The following is an 18,108-nucleotide window of genomic DNA, read 5'->3' as shown; positions in this document are numbered from 1 at the left end:
ATTCGTTCAGGGGAGAGACAATGACCGCAGGGATCACCGGAATCTATTGGTTGCCGCGGCTCGCCGAAGGCAATTCCACGCTGCTGACCGCCGGCCCGCATGCCGTGCCGGCCACCGCGGCGGCGACGGCTTGGGGCACGCTGACGGCCGCCTGGGTGGACGCGACCGCCACCGTCGCGCGGGTGATGGCCGAACTCGGCGTCGGCATGGTCGGCCTCAACGGTGCCGTCGCGCTGACCAAACTCGCCGGCTTCACCAGCTGGGCCGAGCAGCAGAGCATCCAGGCGGCGGCCATGGGGGCCAAGGCTTCCGCCCACGCCACCGCGAATACCGTTGCCAGCCTGGCGATGCCGAGCCTGCCCGAGATCGCGGCGGTCGATGCCGCGCGTGTCGCGGCGCACGCGCACGGTGGCGATCTGGACGGCAGCGCGGAGGCGGCGGAGGCCGCCAAGGCCGCGCTGGATGTGCAGGCCGCGCTCGTGATGGATACCTACGAGTCCACCGTCGAGGCGATGACCGCCACCCCGGCCGAGTTCCTGACGCCACCGCCGATCGCCGCGGGCGCCGGTTTGGCCGAGGGCAGCGCCCAGTCGGCGGCCGAGAACGCCAACGGTGATCCGTTGCAGACCGCGATCGGGGTAGCCCAGGCCCTCGCGACCGATCCGGGTGTGGTCAGCGCGGCGACGCAGGCAGCGCAGGTCGCCGGATCCGTCGCATCGACCGGCGTGTCCACCGTCGGCAATGTGGCCGGTACCGCGATCGCCGCGGCATCTCATGCCGCTCCGGCCACGAGCATGACCCCGATGATGATGGGTGGCGTCGGTGGGGTTGCCGCGGGTGGCGCTGCCGTCGCCACGCGCGCGGTGTCCTTCGGCGGCGCCGTGAGCATCGGCAACGGTGCGGGCACGCTCAAACTGCCCGAAGGCTGGGGCGCGGGCAATGTGATCGGTGGCCCGGCCGCGACGGCGCCGACCGTGGAGTCGGCGCCCCTCGGGCAGATGGGCGCACCCACGCCGGCACGATCCACCAACGGCGCCGGTAACCCGCTGCTCGGCCGCCAGGCGAACAGCGACGACGACGAGGCCGAGCACCACGGCAACGACTACCTGCGGGGCGAGCACTTCGCCGACGGCCGGATCATCGCACCCGGCGTCATCGGGGCCGACCCGGCCGTGGGAGAACGCTAAGTGACCGTACTCGGCGCAGGCCGCGGGCCGTCGATGCTCGAGGCCGTCCCGTTGTCGCTCGACGAGATGCAGTTCCTGCTCGAGAAGCTGGAAATCGACGAGGTGCCGGTCGTTTTGAACGCGATCGGCCGCTACGACAATGTGGTCGACCATGACCGGGCGATGGCCGCGGCCGCCGAATCGCTCACCGCGCGTGAGTTACTCGTCGACGGCGAGGTGCATCGCGACCTCGAAGACCGCCTGCGGGGCCTGTACCGCCCGCACTGGGTGATCGCGATGCGCTGGTACGTCGGTGAGCGGGTGAACCGGTTCTGTCTCGCCAAGGGCGACAACCTCGAGGTTGTCGCCCTGCGCGGGCCCGAGTCCTACATCATCGACGAGGCGAGCCACGATCTGCCGGGCACCATCATGGCGGCACTGGGTCCCGCGGAGCCCCTCGAGCTCAGCGGAATGAACGTCCTCACCGAGGAACTCAAACCGATTCTCGGCGACGCCGGAGATGCGGCCACGACTGCGCAGCGGCTGAGCCGGGTGGGCCGGCCGCCGCGCGACGCGCAGGCGCTGGCCTCGGCGCTGGTCGAAATCCATTCGCACGCCTCGATCGTCGGCGTGGTCTACAACGATGCCAGCCGCGACATCTCGGACGGCATGATCGCGGTGTACAACACCCGCAACGGCCGGTTCATCGGCGTCACCACTCGGTCGGACGACGATGTCATGTGGACCTCGTTGGCCAGCGGCACGCCGGGCCGGTTGCGCACAGCGATCAAGGATCTGATCGACAAGTTACCGCTGCGTGCGGATTTCAGGCCGACGCTGCCCGGAGCCGGCTGAATTCCGCACGACGGATGCCGGCTAACCCATCGGGTCGTCGGCGGTCGGTTCGACCTTGTACCCGAACGGCGGGGTATAGCGACCCCAGCGCACACAGGTCCACCCGCCGCCCTCGGTCGGGACCAGTTCGATGGTCTCGGTGTTGTCCAGATGGTTGTTGGTGGTGAACGGCGGGGCGACACCGGTCAATTCGCGGGCCGCCAATCGCATGGCGGCACCGTGGCTGACCAGTAGCACGTCCCGGGAATCCGCGCCGGAGGTCAGATAACGGTCACGCAGGTCGTCGAGCACCGGCAGATAGCGCGCCAGCACCTCCTCGCCGGATTCCCCGCCCGGTAGTCGAGTGTGCAACTCACCCAGATGCCACGACCGGTACACCCGCTGGAATTCCCGATGGGCCGCTTCGGTATTCAGCCCCTCGAGCTCACCGACCTGGACTTCGTACACGCCGTCGAGCACCTCGGCCGGAACTCCGGTCACCGATTCGATATGCCCGGCCGTCTGCTGGGCGCGCAGCGCCACCGAGGAGTACAGCCGCACCGGCGGCACGGTCAGCCGCGCGGCGAACGACTTCGCCTGGGCCACACCACGTTCGGTGAGCGGAAGGCCCGGTACCCGGGTATCGAGGAGTTTCGCGACATTGCCCTCGGTTTCACCGTGACGCACCAGCACCAATTTGCGGGCGCCCCGGGCGGCGTCGTCTCGTGCGCTGGGTTCGCTCATGAAGCGTCCACCCCCTTCTTCAGATTTTCCAACCAGGCCGCCGCCGGCTCGTCGGCGGGTGGCGGCGAACCACTCGGGGATCCGGCCGGCCACGAGCCCAGATAGCGGATCCGCCCGGCGGTGCGGTGCAACGCCTTGAGCGCCTCGGCGACGGCGGTGTCATCGATATGGCCGACACAGTCGAGATAGAAGCGATAGGTACCCATCCCGGTCCGGGTCGGGCGAGATTCGATGCGGGTCAAATCCACACCGCGCGTGGCGAATTCGGCGAACACCCGCATCAGCGAACCGGGTTCGTTGGCCAGTTCCAGCACGACCAGCGAGGTCCGATCGGCCCCGGTGCGCGGCGGCGCCACCCGAGGTGGAGTGACCAGCACGAACCGGGTGGTCGCCTGATCGTGGTCGGCCACACCGGTGGCGAGTTCCGCGAGTCCGAGCCGCTGCCCGGCCAGGGAGGTCGACACCGCGGCTTCGGCGTGACCGGCGATCACATCCTCGGCGGCCGCGGCGTTGGAAGCCGAGGTGTACAGCTGCGCCTGGGGAAGCCGATCGGCCAGCCACTGCCGGACCTGGGCCGCGGCCACCGGATAGGCCGCGATCGTCCGCACCTGCGACAGCTGCGTCCCCGGCCGGCCCACGATCGTGAAGGCCACATCCAGCTCGGTTTCGGCCACGATCTGCAACCGCGGGCCGACCGCGAGCGCGTCCAGCGTCGCCGAGATCGAACCCTCGACCGAGCTCTCGATCGGCACGACCGCACCATCGGCCTCGCCGGCCCGCACCAGCTCCAGCGCGGCGCCCTGACTGGGCGCGGCGATCCGCTCGACGGGTTCGTCGAAGGTCTGCGTGGCTTCGAACCGGGCGAGGGCCATCTCGGTGAAAGTTCCCGACGGCCCGAAATAGGCGATACGCGGCACGGATACGACATTACTGGCAGTTGGCTGCGGACTCGCCGTTTGAGCATACCCAGCGGTAACAGTCCCGGCCTACGGTCCGGGGACGAGCACCCGCAATGCCGCGTTCACCTCGTCCGGCCGGGTGGTTTCGATCGCGAGCAGCACCTCCCGCAGGGCCTGCACGGCCGGGGCGCTCAGCCCGCGGAGGAATTCGATATCCGGGCTGGTCAACGCCGTTCGAATATCCTCACCGCAGAGCGCGGCCACGGTTGCCGCGACAACGGCCACGGCCCGCGCCCCGGACTCGGTCGAGGCGACGAACCCGGTATCGGAATGGGCCGCGCCGACCAGGAATTCGGCGACCTCGACATCGGGCAGATCCAGATCGAGCACCGGCGCCTGCGGATTCGCCGACGGCGGCCGGACCAGCTCGTGCACCAGGTCCGCGCGCTCGGGAGTGGGGACACTCAGCGACAGCAGGACGGGTTCGGAGGCGGGCGTCGAATCGTGCGGCACATTTCCACCGTAGCGATCGCAATGCTTGCGCATCGATGCCCCGTGACTTAGCTTAGGTTTACCTAATTATCCGCTCGTCGGTTGTCACTGGAGGTTCGTATGCGCCGCACGATCACGTCCGCCGCTCCATCCGCCGCGGAGCGAATTCGCAGTGCGTGCGCCCATGCCGAGACCGCGGTGCTGGCTCTGCCCGGCACCGATCCGATTCCCACCACCGTGCACCACCTGCGCGCCTGCGGCGACGTCGTCGTCGCCGTCGCGCGTAACTCGGCGGCGGTCACGGCCGCGGCCGGCGAGGTCGGCTCTCCCGGCGTGCTCGAGCTCACCGATCATGCGCCGCTGCCGCTGCGCGAACCCGTGCGCGCGCTCGTCTGGCTGCGCGGCCGGGTACGGGCGGTGCCCGGACATGCCCAGCGGGCCTTGGCCGCTCAGGTCGCCGGCGAATATCCGCATCCCGGTCTGCTCGATGTCGGCCACACCACGACGCTGGTCCGCGTGGTGCTCGAATCGGCGGTCGTGGCGGACTCGACCGGGGCCGAATCGGTTTGCCCGCATGATTTGCGCCGGGCCGATGCCGATCCGTTCTGGGAGCTGGAATCGGCCTGGTTGCAGCATATGGATTCCGACCATGCCGATGTGATCGCTCGATTGGCCCGGCATCTGCCGGTTCGACTGCGCGGCGGTTCGGTTCGCCCCTTGGCGATCGACCGCTACGGCGTCACGCTGCGCGTCGAAGGTCCCGAAACCGATCACGACGTCCGGCTGCCGTTCCACGCACCGGTCGACGATGTGGAACAGCTGAGCCGCGCGGTACGAATCCTCGCCGGCTGCCCCTTCTTCGATCGCTTGCACGGGTCGGACCGGACCTCGTGATTCGACGGGCGCACGCGGGCGGTTCCCGCGGCCCGAGCGCCGCGGTGGATGCACCGTATCCGGCGCCACACCCCTAGATTGTTCCTATGGTTCGCGGTGATCGTCCGGCGACTTCCCGACCCGAATCGACCGCGGACGGCGAGCGGTTCGCGATCCGGGTGGAGATCGGGATCGTCCTGATCATCACCTTCGGTCTGAGCGGGCTCAGCGCCGCGCTGTCGCTGGTCGAAAGTGCGCTGGCACCGGGCGGCCTCGCGGGTCAGCGGGTGGCGCTGAATCCCTCCCGCGCGGTGCAGTCCACCATCGACCTGCTGTTTCAGCTGCTGAGCGTGACCCGGCTGCTCGGATGGGGCGCCCTGGGCCTATACCTGTTGTGGCGCAGCGGAATCGGCCTGCGGCCGGTGGGCCTGGCCCGGATCCGGTGGCGCGGGGATGTGGTGCCCGGCCTGGTCTTGGCCGCGGTGATCGGGCTACCCGGACTCGGCCTGTATCTGGCGGCCCATGCGCTGGGCCTGAGCGTGACGATCGTGCCCAGTTCCCTGCACGACCACTGGTGGCGACTCCCGGTGCTGGTGCTCTCGGCGATCGCGAATGCGGTGGCCGAAGAGATCATCGTGGTGGGCTATCTGATCACCCGGCTGCGCGCCCTCGGCTGGTCGGAAAACCGCTCCCTGGCCGCCTCGGCGCTGCTGCGTGGCAGCTATCACCTCTACCAGGGCCTGGGCGGCGGTCTCGGGAACCTGGTGATGGGCGCGATCTTCGGCCGGTATTGGCAGCGAACCGGACGGTTGTGGCCGCTGATCCTCGCGCACGCGACCATCGACTCCGTCGCCTACATCGGCTATACCGTGCTCCACGGACACGTCTCCTGGCTGCCGTAAGCGCGCGCACCTGCGGAAATCGGTCACGTCCAGCCCACCCGACGCATTGTGCCGACCCGCACAACGCCCCGATCAGTACCATCTCGGTGGTGAACGGCGACGACCCCCAGCAGTATCAGCGGACCCGCCGGGTGCCGCCGCCGGCGGGCCCGGACGGCCGTCGTCTGCCGCCGCCCGATCGACAGGGTCCCGAGCGGAGGCTCCCGCCGGGCGCGGGTCGCCCGCAGCCGCCGGGTGCCGGACATCCCGTCGGACCTCGTCGCCAGCCGGATCCGGGACCTCCGATGTCGCCCGGAAGACCACTGCCACCGGGGCGTCCGCCGATCGAACCGACGCAGGTCATCCGCCGCGACGGCAACAATCCCCCGCCGCTGGCCTGGTCGCAGGCACCGAACAGTCCCACCAGACCGCGGGCGACCCCCTTCGAGCACGGCGGCGAGCCGCCCCGACGGCACGGCGGCGAGCCGCCCGGTGGATACGGCGGCGAGCCGCCGGAACGACACCGCGGCGAGCCGACGCACGCACCGACCCAGCGCCCGGTGCCCTACCGGGAACCACCGCCACCGCCGCCCGCGCAACCTCGCCGATCGGCCCGGCCACCACGGGAACCGCGAGCGCCGCGGGCCCGGCGGAAGCGGCATCGGGGCCGGTGGCTGCTGATCCTGCTGCTGGTCGTGATCCTGCTGCCGGTGGCCGGCGTGATCTATCTGGACCGCTCGCTGCATCGCATCGATGCCCTGAGCAGCTACAGCGACCGGGTCGGGCAGACAGCCGGCACGAACTGGCTGCTCACCGGTTCCGACACCAGGGTGGGCCTCACGCCCGAACAGGAGCGGGAACTGTCGACCGGCGGCAGCTCCGATGCCGGCGGCGACCGCAGCGACACCATCATGCTCGTGCACATTCCGAAGTCGGGCGCGCCGACCGTGGTGAGCCTGCCGCGCGATTCGTATGTGAGCATTCCGGGCGTCGGCAAGGACAAACTCAATGCCGCCTTCTCCGCCGGCGGGCCGAAACTACTCGTCCAGACGGTGGAAATCGCGACCGGACTGCGGATCGATCATTTCGCCGAGATCGGATTCGGTGGCTTCGCCGGCATGGTCGACGCACTCGGCGGCATCGATATGTGCCTGCCCGATCCGATCGATGATCCGAAGGCCGGGATCAACCTCCCCGCCGGATGCCAGCATCTGTCCGGCTCCCAGGCCCTCGGCTTCGTGCGCACCCGCGCCACCCCGCGCGCCGATCTGGACCGGATGAACAATCAGCGGCTGTTCCTGTCGGCCCTGTTGGAGAAGGCCACCAGCGCGGGCACCCTCGTCAACCCGCTGAAGGTCTGGCCGCTCGCTCGCGATGTGGCCTCCTCACTGCAGGTGGACAAGGGCGATCACATCTGGGACCTGGCCCGGCTGGGCTGGGCACTGCGCGGGAAGACCGTGGCGACGACGGTTCCGATCGGCGGCTTCACCGACGAAACGGGTTCCGGCAATGTGCTGCTCTGGGATCGGGACCGGGCGAGTCGCTTCTTCGACGCGCTGGCGCACGACCGGGCGGTCCCGGACGATCTGCTGACCCGGTAGCGTCGGGAGCATGTCCGGTACCGGCCCCTTCCTCGAACTGCTGCGCACCCAGATCCGCCACGAATTCACCACTTCCCAGCAGTATCTCGCCGTGGCCGTCTATTTCGATGCGCAGCGGCTGCCGCAGCTCGCGCGGATCTGCTATCTCGGCGCCGACGACAAACGCGCGCACGCGCTGCGGATGGTCCAGTACCTGCTCGATCGCGACGCCGCGGTGGCCGTCACCGGCACCGACGAGGTGCGGTCGGAATTCGAATCGCCCTCGGCCGCAGTGGAATTCCTGCTGAGCCGGGAACGCGAGTCGACCGATCGGATCACCGCCCTGACCCGGACCGCCCGCGACGCCGGAGACTACCTCGGCGAACAGTTCGTCCGGTGGTTCCTCGACGACCAGCTGACGGAGGTTGCCCGGCTCACCACGCTGGCGACGGTATGTGCGCGGTCGGCCGGCAACCTGTTCGATATCGAGGAGTTCGTGGCCCGCGAGATCCCTGCCACACGAAAGCCGGATGCGTCGGCGCCGAAGCCGGCCGGTATCGCTCGGCGCTGAAATCCGATGCGGTGGGAAATCGCAGGAAAACACCGAATTCCGATTATCCGCGGAACGGCGTAGTAAGGCTTCGATAACTAAGGCAATACTTGCCTCAATAAGGGTGTACTTGGATGACAGCCCCGCTTGACCAGCACTAATGTCGGGATCATGTCCAACCACTCCGATTCCGCGCACAGCAAATTTCACGCCCTGCTCCACGATCAGATTCGGCACGAATTCAATGCCGAGCATCAGTACATCGCGATCGCCGTGTGGTTCGACAATGCCGATCTTCCGGTTCTGGCCAAGCATTTCTATGCGCAGGCCATCGAAGAACGCAATCACGCGATGATGATCGTTCAGTACTTCCTGGACCGGGATATGAGCGTCGAACTCTCCGGTGTCGACGCGGCGCGCTCGCAATTCGACAATGCGCGCGAGCCGATCCAATTGGCGTTGCAGCAGGAGAAGACGGTCACCGAGCAGATCATCCAGCTGGCCAGCACCGCCCGGGAAGAGGGCGATTATCTGGGCGAGCAGTTCATGCAGTGGTTCCTGAAGGAACAGGTCGAGGAGGTGGCGCGCATGTCCACACTGCTCACCGTCGCCGATCGCGCGGGGTCGAACCTGTTCGATCTCGAATATTTCGTTTCTCGCGAGATGAGCGGGCCGAGCGATGCCTCCGGCGCGCCGCGGGCCGCCGGCGGCAACATCTGATCCGCACCCGACCCGGCCCGGCCCACCAGTGGTGGACCGGGCTTTCGCTGTTGATCCGAAGTCGCTGTCCGAGTGGACTTCTCGTCAGCGCAGGGTGACCTGACGCGACCGCAGACCGTCCCGGGAGCGCCGTTCGTCGGAGCTCAGCGGCGCGTCGGAGGCCAGTGCCTCGGCGAGGCGCGCGCCGAATTCGGTTGCGGGCGCGACCCATTCGCTGGGGTGGCGCTCGCGGTCCAGATCGAAGACCGGGACCAGCAGGCCGTGGGTGCGGAACGAACCCGCGAACCGGGATCCGTCGCCGAGGTGCAGCCCACCCGCGGCGTGGACGCGCGCCAGCGCCAGCATCAGGGCGTCCTCGTCCTCGGGCCGGACCCAGCGCAGATGCGCCTTCTCACCGGCATCCACCCACCATGCCGCGCCGACGGATTCGGGGCCCAGCGCGAGCCGATCCGACGGCATGATCGCCTGATCGGCCTGTTCGATCGTGGCGGCGACCTGCGGATCGGGCGTCACACCCTCCGGGACCCACCATTTGAAGTCCTGGTGGACGGTCAGATCCAGCTCGGCCTTCGGATCGATCACTTCCGTCAGCGCCGGAACCGCCTCCGGCGCGGCCTCGCTCGCCGCGGTCAGTGAGGCGCCGGGTTCGGCGGTCTGGGTCCACAGGATGGCGGCGGCCAGATCCGCGGCCGGATTCGCGGACTGGAACTGCACCTGCGCACCGACGAAGCCGGTCGGCACATCACCGACGCGCACCAGCGCCGCCACCGCTCCGGGCAGCACGGTGGCCAGGGTGACCGGCCGTTCGGCGGAGACACCGGCGGCCAAGTTCAGGGACGCGGTCGCCGACGGCACGAATTCGCGCAGCGCGACGAGATCGCATTCGGCGGCCAGGCCGGCGAACGGACGCGTCACGGCCGTGGCCGCCTGTTGTTGCGCCGCACGACGTTCGGCGAGGCGCTGGGCCCGATTGCTGTCGGGCTTGGGACTGTTCCGCTTCGACTTACCCACGAACGCAGAACCTACAGGTTCGTGGGACCCGCATCACGCAGGGGCGCGCGGATCCGGCCGGGACCGCGACGGCGAGCCGGGCAGGCGGGTCCCCACCGTGGCATTTTCCGACGTCACACCGGTTCGGCCGATGAATGTCAGATACCGTCCAGCACGGTTTTGGTACGGCCGGGATGGTTGGTCGCGATCCAGCTGACGCCGAGTTCGGCGCACAGTTTCACGTCCTGCGGATCGTCCACCGTCCAGCAGTACGTCGCTCGCCCGGCCGCGGCCGCCTTGTCGACGAGTTCGGGATGATCGCGCAGCGTTTTGACGGACGGGCCGACCGCGGTGGCGCCGACCGTGGTCGCGGCGCTCCCGCCGAGGTAGCGCGAGGACTCACCGAGCAGCACCGTCGGCAGCAGCGGGGCCGCGCGACGGATCCGCCACACCGCGGTGGCGGCGAAGGACATGACCACCGCCCGGGAATGGTCGGCCGAGGCAGGAGTGGCGATGCCGAAACGCTGCAACTCGGCCAGCACCTTGTTCTCGACCAGCGCGCCGTAGCGGACCGGATGTTTGGTCTCGATGAACAACTTCGTCGGCCGGCTGCGCCAGTCCAGCACCAGCGTGATCAGCTCGCTGAGGGTCAGCACGGGCGCCGGGTTGCCGTCGTCGCCGAAGTCGAGTTCACGCAGTTCGTCCAGCGTCATCTCGCTGACCAGGCCGGTGCCGGAGGAGGTGCGATCCACGGTGCGGTCGTGAACGCATACCAGATGACCGTCACGAGTCAGCCGGACATCGCATTCGACGCCGTCGGCGCCTTCCTGCAACGCCAGCTCATAGGCGGCGAGGGTGTGCTCGGGACGCGTCCCGGACGCACCCCGATGCGCGACCACGAACGGTGCGCGATTGCCCTGGCTCACTTGGCCATGACCTCCTCCTGTTCGACGCGCTGCGCGTCGGCGCTCTCGGTATCGGCCGATTCGTCCGCACCGGTGCCGGCGGTCACCGGGTGCACGGGTTCGATGACCTGGTCGGCCGGCCCGGTCGCGGGCAGCCAGCGCTTGGGCACCCGGACCCGGCCGCGTAGATCCCGGCCCTCACACAGGCGCAGCACCCACAGCGACGCCACGGCCACCGCCACCGCCACGAGATCGGTGTAGACGGTGAAGATCACCCCGTCGGCCTGTGCTTGCAGCGTATCCGCCGTGCGGAACAACAATGCCGCGATCACCATCACACCGTTGAGCACCCAGAGGCCCCACCAGATCCGCACCGCGCGCAGGGTCCGTGGGTCGTTGCCGAGTTGGCGCACCAACTCGGTGAGGAATACACCAGGCCAGACCATATTGATCACCGGAATCAGGCCGCCGCACAGCAGCGCGGGCATCGAGCGCGGATCGTGGTGGCCGTTGTCGGCGTAGGCCTCGCGCCGGGCGCGGATCAGCCATCCGATCGATCCCACCGCGGTCATCAAGGCACAGACCAGGGCGGCGACCGAGGTGGCGTACACGGTGAGGTCGGACAGGAACAGCACGACCGGGTCGATCAGCCGGGTCCGATTGCGCAGCAGGACGAGATAGCGGCCGAATTCCGCGGCGGCGGCGAGCCCGAACAGGATGGTGGTGGCCAACAGCAGGCCGGATACCCGCTCGGTCAGCCACTGCAGTGCCGCGCGGACCCGGTTGCGCGGTGCGACGGACGGGACCGGCGGACGATCCCGCAGGCCCCACCGTGGTATCTCGGCATAGCGTGGAGTGGCCGGGTCGGCACCGACGCTCGGCCGCGGCCGTTCCACTCGCGGGCCGCGGCCGGGCGGGCGCGCCACCCAGCGATAGTTGCGTCGTTCCGGCGGCGCGTCGACGGGCGCCGGGGACAGCAGCACACCGCGGCAGCGAGGGCACCAGTGCATCGGCGTACCGTGCACCGCCCAGCGGGCGCCGCACCGGGCGCAGGGTTGCACGACCGTACTCACCGGGCTGCTCCCCCTTCCATCGGAGTCGACCTCGTTCATCGGGTGTGCTGCGGTTCTCGATTTCCTGCGGGTTTCGTGGGCCGGTTCAGTAGATCTTGGCTTCGTGATCGCCCTCGCCGCACAACGGCCGGCCCGCCTGCTGCCAGGCGACCATGCCGCCGGTCACCTGGTAAACCTCGAATCCGACGTGCGCCAGGTACTTCGCGACCTCGATCGAGCGGCCACCCTGCCGGCAGACGACGTAGATATCGGCGTCGTAGTCCAGCTCGTCGAGGCGAGCCGGAACATCGACCATCGGGATGTGCAGGGCGGCCGGGGCGTGCCCGAGCTGCCATTCGTCGTCCTCACGCACATCGAGCAGGATCGCGGACGGGGCGCCGGCACCGGATCCAGCACCCGCCGGCGGTGCGGCATCGAATTCGGCGGGCAGGTCCTGGACCGGCACCGATGGAATTTCGAAGCTCGTCACAATGGACGATCCTGCCATGTACCCAGGATCGGCGGGGAGTCCCGGCACTCGTTCGTTTCCGTGAACTCCCGGTCTGTTCCAGCGCGCGATACCCTGCCGCACACCCCGAGCAAACCCACCTGTGAATATCTCACCCCCAGTTATCCACATAATCCACAACCTCATCCACAGGTTGCGACTTGGCAGACCGGTCGGTCCGCAACAACCGGGCCGGGAAAACGGAACGGGGGCCGCTCCGGGACTCCCCTCCTCGTCCCGGAGCGGCCCCCGCTGCCGCCTGCGGGCCTCTGGGCTGGTCACACGGTGTTTCACCGCTCGCCGCGAGGTCCCGACAACTACTTGGACGGGGGATCCGTTCATTCGGTTCCCTCGCTTCGGCAAAAAAACGACAACACTAGCGAGAAACCGAAATGCCGAGCTCGACGGCGGCGAATCGGTAGCCTGGCGCTATGGACGCGAGCAGGGGGTTACTCGACGGATTGGACACGGCCGGGCTCAACACCGCACTCGCCGAGGCGACCTGTCTCGGCCTCGCGGTCGATGCCGCGGACGCACGACTTCGAATCGAACTGGAGGTGCTGACCCTCCCCGGCGACGGGCAGCCCGCCGACGGCCGGGTGTCGCTGACCCTGTGCGGCGTCAGCCGGGTCGCCGCCTCCCTACGTCAGCAACGCTGGGACGACCTGGAGCCGCACATCTTCCCACTCACCCTCGACACTCTCGGTGAGGCCATCGCCGGATTCGGCGGCGGCGCCCTGCACGGCTGGGATTTCATCGACGTCGACGACAGCGGCTGGGCGCTGTGGCGCGAGCTGCTGAGCTTCGACACCACGATCAGCGACCGGGCCCCGGTCCATGTGTTCGAGTTCTCCCAGCAGGAGGGAACCGATCCGCGGGAACTGGACGTGCGGATCTGGTTCGAGGACATCACCATCGAAACTGCCGACGGACGCCTGGTCGGGCTGGACGAGTTCGTCGCCGGCGCGCGACGCTGGTGGAAGGCGCACGATTCGTGCGATCCGCGCACCATGCTGCCCGACGTCGCCCCGCCGATGTAGGCACCCGCCTCGCTGTTGTCCGCGGGTCGGTGCCGGCGGCGAAACCGCCGGATATGCGTTCAGCGTGAATAAATCTCCGCGCTCGGGCATACCTCGGGCGTGCGCCCTCGGATCCTGGCCGCGCAGTCGATTTCGGGCCGTGGGAATCTAGGGTGGACCGGACCCGGTTGCATCGAGCGGGTGTACGAATGAAGGTTGGTGTGCTCGACAACCCCGGGTACACGCGCCGACATCATGAGGAAGGGACATCGTGGCTGAGTACACGCTGCCAGATCTGGATTACGACTACGGCGCCTTGGAGCCTCACATCTCCGGGCAGATCAACGAGATTCACCACTCGAAGCATCACGCCGCTTACGTCGCCGGCGTCAACACCGCGCTCGAGAAGCTGGAAGCCGCGCGCGAGGCCGACGACCACGCTGCGATCTTCCTGCACGAGAAGAACCTGGCGTTCCACCTCGGTGGTCACGTGAACCACTCGATCTGGTGGAAGAACCTGTCCCCCAACGGCGGCGACAAGCCGGTCGGGGAACTGGCCGCCGCAATCGACGACCAGTTCGGTTCCTTCGACAAGTTCCGCGCGCAGTTCACCGCGGCCGCCAACGGTCTGCAGGGTTCGGGCTGGGCCGTGCTGGGCTACGACACCCTCGGTCAGAAGCTGCTGACCTTCCAGCTGTACGACCAGCAGGCCAACGTGCCGCTCGGCATCATTCCGCTGCTGCAGGTCGACATGTGGGAGCACGCGTTCTACCTGCAGTACAAGAACGTCAAGGCCGACTACGTGAAGGCGTTCTGGAACGTCGTCAACTGGGCCGACGTGCAGGAGCGTTTCGCCAAGGCCGTCGCCCAGGGCAAGGGCCTCATCTTCGGCTGAGCTGATCCGCCTCTCCGCGTACTCAGGCCATACCCGGTTGGGTATGGCCTGAGTTGCGTCGAGGGCCGGCGGTCGCAGCGAGATCGTGTTCGAGGTGGTTGGGGAGTTACCCATGTCCGAACGAAATCTGCTGCTTCCGTTGGCATGTTCCAGCACTGTTACCAGCTGTTTAGCACTCTCTGGTACTTGTGTGCCAGACATTGTTCGAGTAATCCTCGGGTACTCCTATCTCAACGATAGGTCGAGGACGGGCTCGCTCATCGCGGAGCCGCCCCCGTTGACACTTCGGGAGGCATCCGATGCGTACGAACACTCCGGTCGGGGTCACGCCGTTTCAGGCACAGGGTTCGCTGCGGGGATTCGTGATCTCCGGGCGCTGGCCCGACACCACGAAGGAATGGGCGCAGTTGCTCGCGCTCGCGGTCCGGGTCGCCAGCCTGCCCGGCCTGCTCGCCACCACCACGGTCTTCGGGGCGCGGGAGGAGCTGCCCGACGATCCGCATCCGGGCACGGTCGGACTCGTCATGGCCGAGGGACCGGTCCTGGGCGAGGAAGCGGTCGAGCCGGGCCGCTTCGCCGAACACGTCCCGCCCGCGCTGATGATGTTGCACCCACCCTCGGAGACCAATCCCTCCCTGCCCGAATGCGCCGGCGCGGCCTCGGGCTGCGTCCTGCTGCCAGGCATTCCGGATCTGGGACTGGCCCACCGCGCGGCCTGGGTGGAGGCCGAACTCGACGGCACCGTCACCTCGATGGTGAGCCGGGTGGGGGTCGATCCGATCGCCGATCCCGACACCGCCGTCCTGGCGATGCTGCTCGCCGCGGCCTGATCCGCGGCGGGCTCCCGAACGCCGTCGGCCGCCCCGTCGAATCCACTTCGACGGGTACCCGAAATTTTCCGGCAGCGCGCCCAAACTTATTGTGCCCATTGCGATTTGGGCAACAGCGACTTGGCCTCGGCCGCCGGGTGCGGGTAGGGTGAGGGCACAGCGAAGGGGAGTAGCCCGCAATCGCATGGTCGACATACTGATCCGCCAGTCGGATCCGGCCATCCGAACCGGTGTTCCGGTGGGCGAGACCTTCGGCCGATGACAGACCGTCCGTGCGGGTTGTCGGCTGAGGGCGCCCGTCTTCGGCCGACAAGCCGGAGACCTGGGAGCCGATGATGATCGCCGCGATACTGCTGAGCTTCGGCGTGCTCTTCGTCGCCGAACTCGGTGACAAATCGCAGCTGATGGCCCTGACCTTCGCGCTGCGTTACCGCTGGTGGATCGTGCTCGGCGGCATCACCGTCGCGAGCGTGCTGGTCAATTTGATCGCCGTCGGTGTCGGACACTTCCTCGGTGCGGCGTTGCCGACCGATCTCATCGCCCTCTGCACGGGCATCATCCTGCTGATCGTCGGTGTATGGACGCTGTGGGCCGCCCGGCACGAGGAGGGCGAACCCGATGAGCCCGCGGTCACCGGGCCGGCCTCGCCCGGTCGCGTCTTCGTTCTCGTGATCTCGTCGTTCCTGCTGGCCGAACTCGGCGACCGCACCATGTTCGCCACCATCGCCCTGGCCTCCAACCACAGTTGGCCGGCGGTCTGGGCCGGCTCGGTCGCGGGCATGGTGGCCGCCGGGGGCCTGGCCATCGCCGTCGGCATCACAGTCGGCAAGCACATTCCGGAGCGGGCGATCGCCGTCGCCTCCGGCTTGCTGTTCCTCTACATCGGCGCTGCGACGCTGCTCGGCGCCCTCGCCCCGGACCTGGGCAAACTCGGCGAATATTCGATCGCGGCCGTGGTGCCGCTGGTCGCCGGTGCGGTGTGGGGTCTGCTCGGCCGGTCGCGCAGGGGCAGCCAGGAACCCGAGGAAACGCCGTCGCTGCACGGCCACTGAGCCCACCTGTCAGCAGGGTTCGGCGAGGGCCGACAGGCGCCGAGCGAGTCGGCCCGCGGCAGCGCGTAGCTCCGGCGGTTCCAGGACTTCCACCGCGAAACCCAGGCCGACCACCCGGACCGCCAGCCAGTCGAGATCGTCGCCGGCGACGGTCAGGATCGACCAGCCGTCCCGGTCGTCGTCGACCCGGCCCACCTGCGGCGGAATCAGATCGCGCACCCGATCGGCGGTGGCGTGGACCCGGATTCGGGCGAGAAAGCGATACGGCGCCTCGGCCACCGAGCGCTGCACGTAATCGACCGGGTCCGGATGCGCACGCGGACGGAACCGCCACGTGGTGGCCACCACCTCGCGCATCCGGTCGAGTCGGAATGTCCGCCAGTCGTCCCGGTCGAGGTCGCGAGCCATCAGATACCAGCGGCGGCCGGTGGTGACCACGCGGACGGGTTCGACCGTGCGTTCCGCCGCGCCGTTGCGGCCGGTGTAGTGGAAGCGAACCCGGACCGCGTCGCGGCAGGCCCGCGCGAGGGTCATCAGCACGTCGGCATCGATCTCGATGCCGGGGCCCACCATGGTCTCGGTGGCGTCGTGTACCGCCCGCACCTCGGCCCGCAATCGGGGCGGCATCACCTGATCGAGTTTCGCCAGCGCCCGCAGCGCCGCCTCACCCGCACCGGTGATCGTTCCGCCGGCGGCCAGGCGCAGCGATACCGCCGTCGCGATGGCCTCCTCGTCGTCGAACAACAGCGGCGGCAGGCGGGTGCCCGCGCCGAGCTGATATCCGCCGCCCACCCCGGCGGTCGCGTGCACGGGATAGCCGATCGCACGCAACCGTTCCACATCCCGACGTACCGAACGATCGGTGACTCCCAGTTCGGCCGCGAGTTCGGCGGCCGTCCAGGACGGCCGGCGTTGCAGCAGGGCCAGCAGCCGCAGCACCCGCTCGGTTGTCGCCTCGACGGTCACGCGGCCATCCTGACACAGATACCGGAACGGAACTGTCCGCTATTGCGGGCAGGCTGGGCTCATGACCGATCCGACCTGGAACAGCCTGCTTCGCGAGCAGATCGACCGGCACTGGACCACCCAGTTGCGGCCGCGACTCGACGGGCTCACCGACGACGAATACTTCTGGGAGCCGGTGCCCGGCTGCTGGAATCTGCGGCCACGCGGCACCGGGACCGCGCCGATACAGGGTGGCTCCGGCGCGATGACGATCGACTTCGCCTATCCCCCGCCGGAACCCGCACCGGTCACCACCATCGCCTGGCGACTCGGGCATGTGATCGTCGGTGTGCTCGCCGTGCGCAACGCGTCGCATTTCGGCCGTGCGGCCACCGACTACTACGCCTACGAGTATCCCGAGACCGCGAAAGAGGCGCTGGCCCAGTTGGATTCGGAGTATTCCCGATGGTTGTCCGGGGTCGAGTCGCTCGGTGAGGACGGTCTCGCCCGGCCGTGCAGTGCGGCGGAGGGACCCTTCGCCGAATACCCGTTGTCGGCGTTGGTCCTGCACATCAACCGCGAACTGATCCACCACCTGGCCGAGGTCTGCCTGCTGCGCGACCTCTACCTGCACCGGAACCGACAGGAGGTAGCGTGAGCGCCGATCACACAGCGGTTCGTGCTGCCGACCGGGTCCGGCTGATCCCTACACCACAGGAGGCGAGCTGATATGGCCCGCGATGTCCAAATCACCTTCGACTGCGCCGACCCCGCCGCGCTGGCCGAATTCTGGGCCGATGCGCTCGGCTACCGGGTCCAGGGCCCGCCGCCCGGATTCGAGACCTGGGAGCAGGCGCTCGAGGCGATGAACGTACCGCCGGAGCACCGCAACGACGCCTCGGCCGTGGTGGACCCCGACGGGTCCGGCCCGCGACTGTTCTTCCAGAAGGTGCCCGAGGGCAAACAGGTCAAGAATCGCGTGCACCTCGATGTGCGGGCGGCACCGGGGCTGACCGGCGCCGACCGGATGGCCGCCCTGGAAACCGAGGCCGAGCGCCTGGTCGCCAGGGGCGCCACCCGCGTGCGGCGATACGAACCCGTGCCGCCGCTGGGCCAAGGCCATATCGTGCTGACCGATCCCGAGGGCAACGAGTTCTGCCTGGACTGATCGAC

Annotated in this window: 21 protein-coding genes; 13 read left to right on the top strand and 8 right to left on the bottom strand. The window is 68.6% G+C overall.

The genetic code is table 11. The features are described 5' to 3' along the window. Positions 1-20 precede the first annotated feature (20 nt). Positions 21-1,187: a PPE domain-containing protein gene (locus ON37_RS00345; protein WP_040715201.1), complete on the top strand. Its 1,167-nt coding sequence runs from the start codon at positions 21-23 to the stop codon at positions 1,185-1,187. Next, positions 1,188-2,021, top strand: a complete 834-nt coding sequence (locus ON37_RS00340) for an ESX secretion-associated protein EspG (RefSeq protein WP_051030992.1) — start codon at positions 1,188-1,190, stop codon at positions 2,019-2,021. Positions 2,022-2,042: 21 nt separating this feature from the next. Here ON37_RS00340 and ON37_RS00335 read toward each other — a convergent pair whose 3' ends face one another. The 3 genes from ON37_RS00335 to ON37_RS00325 form a co-directional block, all read right to left on the bottom strand. Continuing rightward, on the bottom strand, positions 2,043-2,744 hold the full coding sequence (locus tag ON37_RS00335; RefSeq protein ID WP_051030991.1) for a histidine phosphatase family protein: 702 nt from the start codon (positions 2,742-2,744) through the stop codon (positions 2,043-2,045). After that, a complete protein-coding gene (gene pheA, locus ON37_RS00330) occupies positions 2,741-3,661 on the bottom strand; it encodes a prephenate dehydratase (protein ID WP_040715200.1) in 921 nt (306 codons plus the stop codon). The genes ON37_RS00335 and pheA overlap by 4 nt, the downstream gene beginning before the upstream one ends. A gap of 69 nt (positions 3,662-3,730) precedes the next feature. After that, complete coding sequence (locus ON37_RS00325) at positions 3,731-4,156, bottom strand: hypothetical protein (RefSeq protein WP_040715199.1); 426 nt, start codon at positions 4,154-4,156, stop codon at positions 3,731-3,733. Between the two features lie 99 nt (positions 4,157-4,255). On the opposite strand from ON37_RS00325, the gene ON37_RS00320 reads away from it, so the two are divergent. The 5 genes from ON37_RS00320 (at position 4,256) to ON37_RS00300 (ending at position 8,739) form a co-directional block, all read left to right on the top strand. Further along, on the top strand, positions 4,256-5,029 hold the full coding sequence (locus tag ON37_RS00320) for a DUF2470 domain-containing protein (RefSeq protein ID WP_040715198.1): 774 nt from the start codon (positions 4,256-4,258) through the stop codon (positions 5,027-5,029). An 86-nt stretch (positions 5,030-5,115) separates the two neighbouring features. Continuing rightward, positions 5,116-5,910: a CPBP family intramembrane glutamic endopeptidase gene (locus ON37_RS00315; protein ID WP_040715197.1), complete on the top strand. Its 795-nt coding sequence runs from the start codon at positions 5,116-5,118 to the stop codon at positions 5,908-5,910. A gap of 284 nt (positions 5,911-6,194) precedes the next feature. Next, positions 6,195-7,490, top strand: a complete 1,296-nt coding sequence (locus tag ON37_RS00310; RefSeq protein ID WP_051030990.1) for an LCP family protein — start codon at positions 6,195-6,197, stop codon at positions 7,488-7,490. A gap of 10 nt (positions 7,491-7,500) precedes the next feature. After that, on the top strand, positions 7,501-8,040 hold the full coding sequence (locus tag ON37_RS00305; RefSeq protein WP_040715196.1) for a ferritin: 540 nt from the start codon (positions 7,501-7,503) through the stop codon (positions 8,038-8,040). Positions 8,041-8,190: 150 nt separating this feature from the next. Next, positions 8,191-8,739, top strand: coding sequence for a ferritin (locus ON37_RS00300; RefSeq protein ID WP_040715195.1), 549 nt, complete (start codon positions 8,191-8,193; stop codon positions 8,737-8,739). An 84-nt stretch (positions 8,740-8,823) separates the two neighbouring features. On the opposite strand, the gene ON37_RS00295 is transcribed toward ON37_RS00300, so the two are convergent. From ON37_RS00295 to ON37_RS00280, 4 genes are all read right to left on the bottom strand, one after another. After that, positions 8,824-9,750, bottom strand: coding sequence for a DUF5926 family protein (locus ON37_RS00295; RefSeq protein WP_040715194.1), 927 nt, complete (start codon positions 9,748-9,750; stop codon positions 8,824-8,826). A gap of 137 nt (positions 9,751-9,887) precedes the next feature. After that, on the bottom strand, positions 9,888-10,655 hold the full coding sequence (locus ON37_RS00290) for a glycerophosphodiester phosphodiesterase (RefSeq protein WP_040715193.1): 768 nt from the start codon (positions 10,653-10,655) through the stop codon (positions 9,888-9,890). After that, positions 10,652-11,707 (bottom strand): DUF4328 domain-containing protein, encoded by a 1,056-nt coding sequence (locus ON37_RS00285; RefSeq protein ID WP_040715191.1) that lies wholly within the window; start codon positions 11,705-11,707, stop codon positions 10,652-10,654. Before ON37_RS00285 ends, ON37_RS00290 begins: the two co-directional genes overlap by 4 nt. An 85-nt stretch (positions 11,708-11,792) precedes the next feature. Continuing rightward, positions 11,793-12,176 carry a rhodanese-like domain-containing protein gene (locus ON37_RS00280; RefSeq protein WP_040715190.1) on the bottom strand — a complete coding sequence of 128 codons (384 nt, stop codon included), beginning with the start codon at positions 12,174-12,176 and terminating at the stop codon, positions 11,793-11,795. A gap of 449 nt (positions 12,177-12,625) precedes the next feature. Between ON37_RS00280 and ON37_RS00275 the strand changes: the two genes are divergently transcribed. From ON37_RS00275 to ON37_RS00260, 4 genes are all read left to right on the top strand, one after another. Continuing rightward, the gene (locus ON37_RS00275; RefSeq protein WP_040715188.1) at positions 12,626-13,234 is read left to right on the top strand and encodes a hypothetical protein; all 609 of its coding nucleotides are present in this window, start codon (positions 12,626-12,628) and stop codon (positions 13,232-13,234) included. Positions 13,235-13,484: 250 nt separating this feature from the next. Beyond that, on the top strand, positions 13,485-14,108 hold the full coding sequence (locus tag ON37_RS00270; protein ID WP_040715186.1) for a superoxide dismutase: 624 nt from the start codon (positions 13,485-13,487) through the stop codon (positions 14,106-14,108). A 299-nt stretch (positions 14,109-14,407) separates the two neighbouring features. After that, on the top strand, positions 14,408-14,938 hold the full coding sequence (locus ON37_RS00265; RefSeq protein WP_040715184.1) for a hypothetical protein: 531 nt from the start codon (positions 14,408-14,410) through the stop codon (positions 14,936-14,938). Positions 14,939-15,273: 335 nt separating this feature from the next. Further along, positions 15,274-15,990 carry a TMEM165/GDT1 family protein gene (locus ON37_RS00260; protein WP_040715294.1) on the top strand — a complete coding sequence of 239 codons (717 nt, stop codon included), beginning with the start codon at positions 15,274-15,276 and terminating at the stop codon, positions 15,988-15,990. A 9-nt stretch (positions 15,991-15,999) separates the two neighbouring features. Here the strand turns inward: ON37_RS00260 and ON37_RS00255 are convergent, their stop codons facing one another. Continuing rightward, a complete protein-coding gene (locus ON37_RS00255) occupies positions 16,000-16,956 on the bottom strand; it encodes a helix-turn-helix transcriptional regulator (RefSeq protein ID WP_040715183.1) in 957 nt (318 codons plus the stop codon). A gap of 61 nt (positions 16,957-17,017) precedes the next feature. Here ON37_RS00255 and ON37_RS00250 point away from each other — a divergent pair, with 61 nt between their 5' ends. Further along, positions 17,018-17,593 (top strand): DinB family protein, encoded by a 576-nt coding sequence (locus ON37_RS00250; protein ID WP_040715181.1) that lies wholly within the window; start codon positions 17,018-17,020, stop codon positions 17,591-17,593. 72 nt (positions 17,594-17,665) lie between these two features. Beyond that, positions 17,666-18,103 carry a VOC family protein gene (locus ON37_RS00245; protein ID WP_040715179.1) on the top strand — a complete coding sequence of 146 codons (438 nt, stop codon included), beginning with the start codon at positions 17,666-17,668 and terminating at the stop codon, positions 18,101-18,103. The last annotated feature ends 5 nt before the right edge of the window (positions 18,104-18,108 follow it).

Source organism: Nocardia veterana NBRC 100344, from assembly GCF_000308855.1.
Lineage (GTDB): Bacteria > Actinomycetota > Actinomycetes > Mycobacteriales > Mycobacteriaceae > Nocardia > Nocardia veterana.
Note: the sequence above shows the minus strand (reverse complement) of the source record. Positions and strands in the feature narration are given on the sequence as shown.

Excerpts from the sequence above, each read along its gene's own strand:
- ON37_RS00345 (WP_040715201.1), top strand. The coding sequence starts at position 21 with ATGACCGCAGGGATCACCGGAATCTATTGGTTGCCGCGGCTCGCCGAA.
- ON37_RS00335 (WP_051030991.1), bottom strand. The coding sequence starts at position 2,744 with ATGAGCGAACCCAGCGCACGAGACGACGCCGCCCGGGGCGCCCGCAAA.
- ON37_RS00320 (WP_040715198.1), top strand. The coding sequence starts at position 4,256 with ATGCGCCGCACGATCACGTCCGCCGCTCCATCCGCCGCGGAGCGAATT.
- ON37_RS00315 (WP_040715197.1), top strand. The coding sequence starts at position 5,116 with ATGGTTCGCGGTGATCGTCCGGCGACTTCCCGACCCGAATCGACCGCG.
- ON37_RS00310 (WP_051030990.1), top strand. The coding sequence starts at position 6,195 with ATGTCGCCCGGAAGACCACTGCCACCGGGGCGTCCGCCGATCGAACCG.
- ON37_RS00305 (WP_040715196.1), top strand. The coding sequence starts at position 7,501 with ATGTCCGGTACCGGCCCCTTCCTCGAACTGCTGCGCACCCAGATCCGC.
- ON37_RS00300 (WP_040715195.1), top strand. The coding sequence starts at position 8,191 with ATGTCCAACCACTCCGATTCCGCGCACAGCAAATTTCACGCCCTGCTC.
- ON37_RS00275 (WP_040715188.1), top strand. The coding sequence starts at position 12,626 with ATGGACGCGAGCAGGGGGTTACTCGACGGATTGGACACGGCCGGGCTC.
- ON37_RS00265 (WP_040715184.1), top strand. The coding sequence starts at position 14,408 with ATGCGTACGAACACTCCGGTCGGGGTCACGCCGTTTCAGGCACAGGGT.
- ON37_RS00260 (WP_040715294.1), top strand. The coding sequence starts at position 15,274 with ATGATCGCCGCGATACTGCTGAGCTTCGGCGTGCTCTTCGTCGCCGAA.
- ON37_RS00250 (WP_040715181.1), top strand. The coding sequence starts at position 17,018 with ATGACCGATCCGACCTGGAACAGCCTGCTTCGCGAGCAGATCGACCGG.
- ON37_RS00245 (WP_040715179.1), top strand. The coding sequence starts at position 17,666 with ATGGCCCGCGATGTCCAAATCACCTTCGACTGCGCCGACCCCGCCGCG.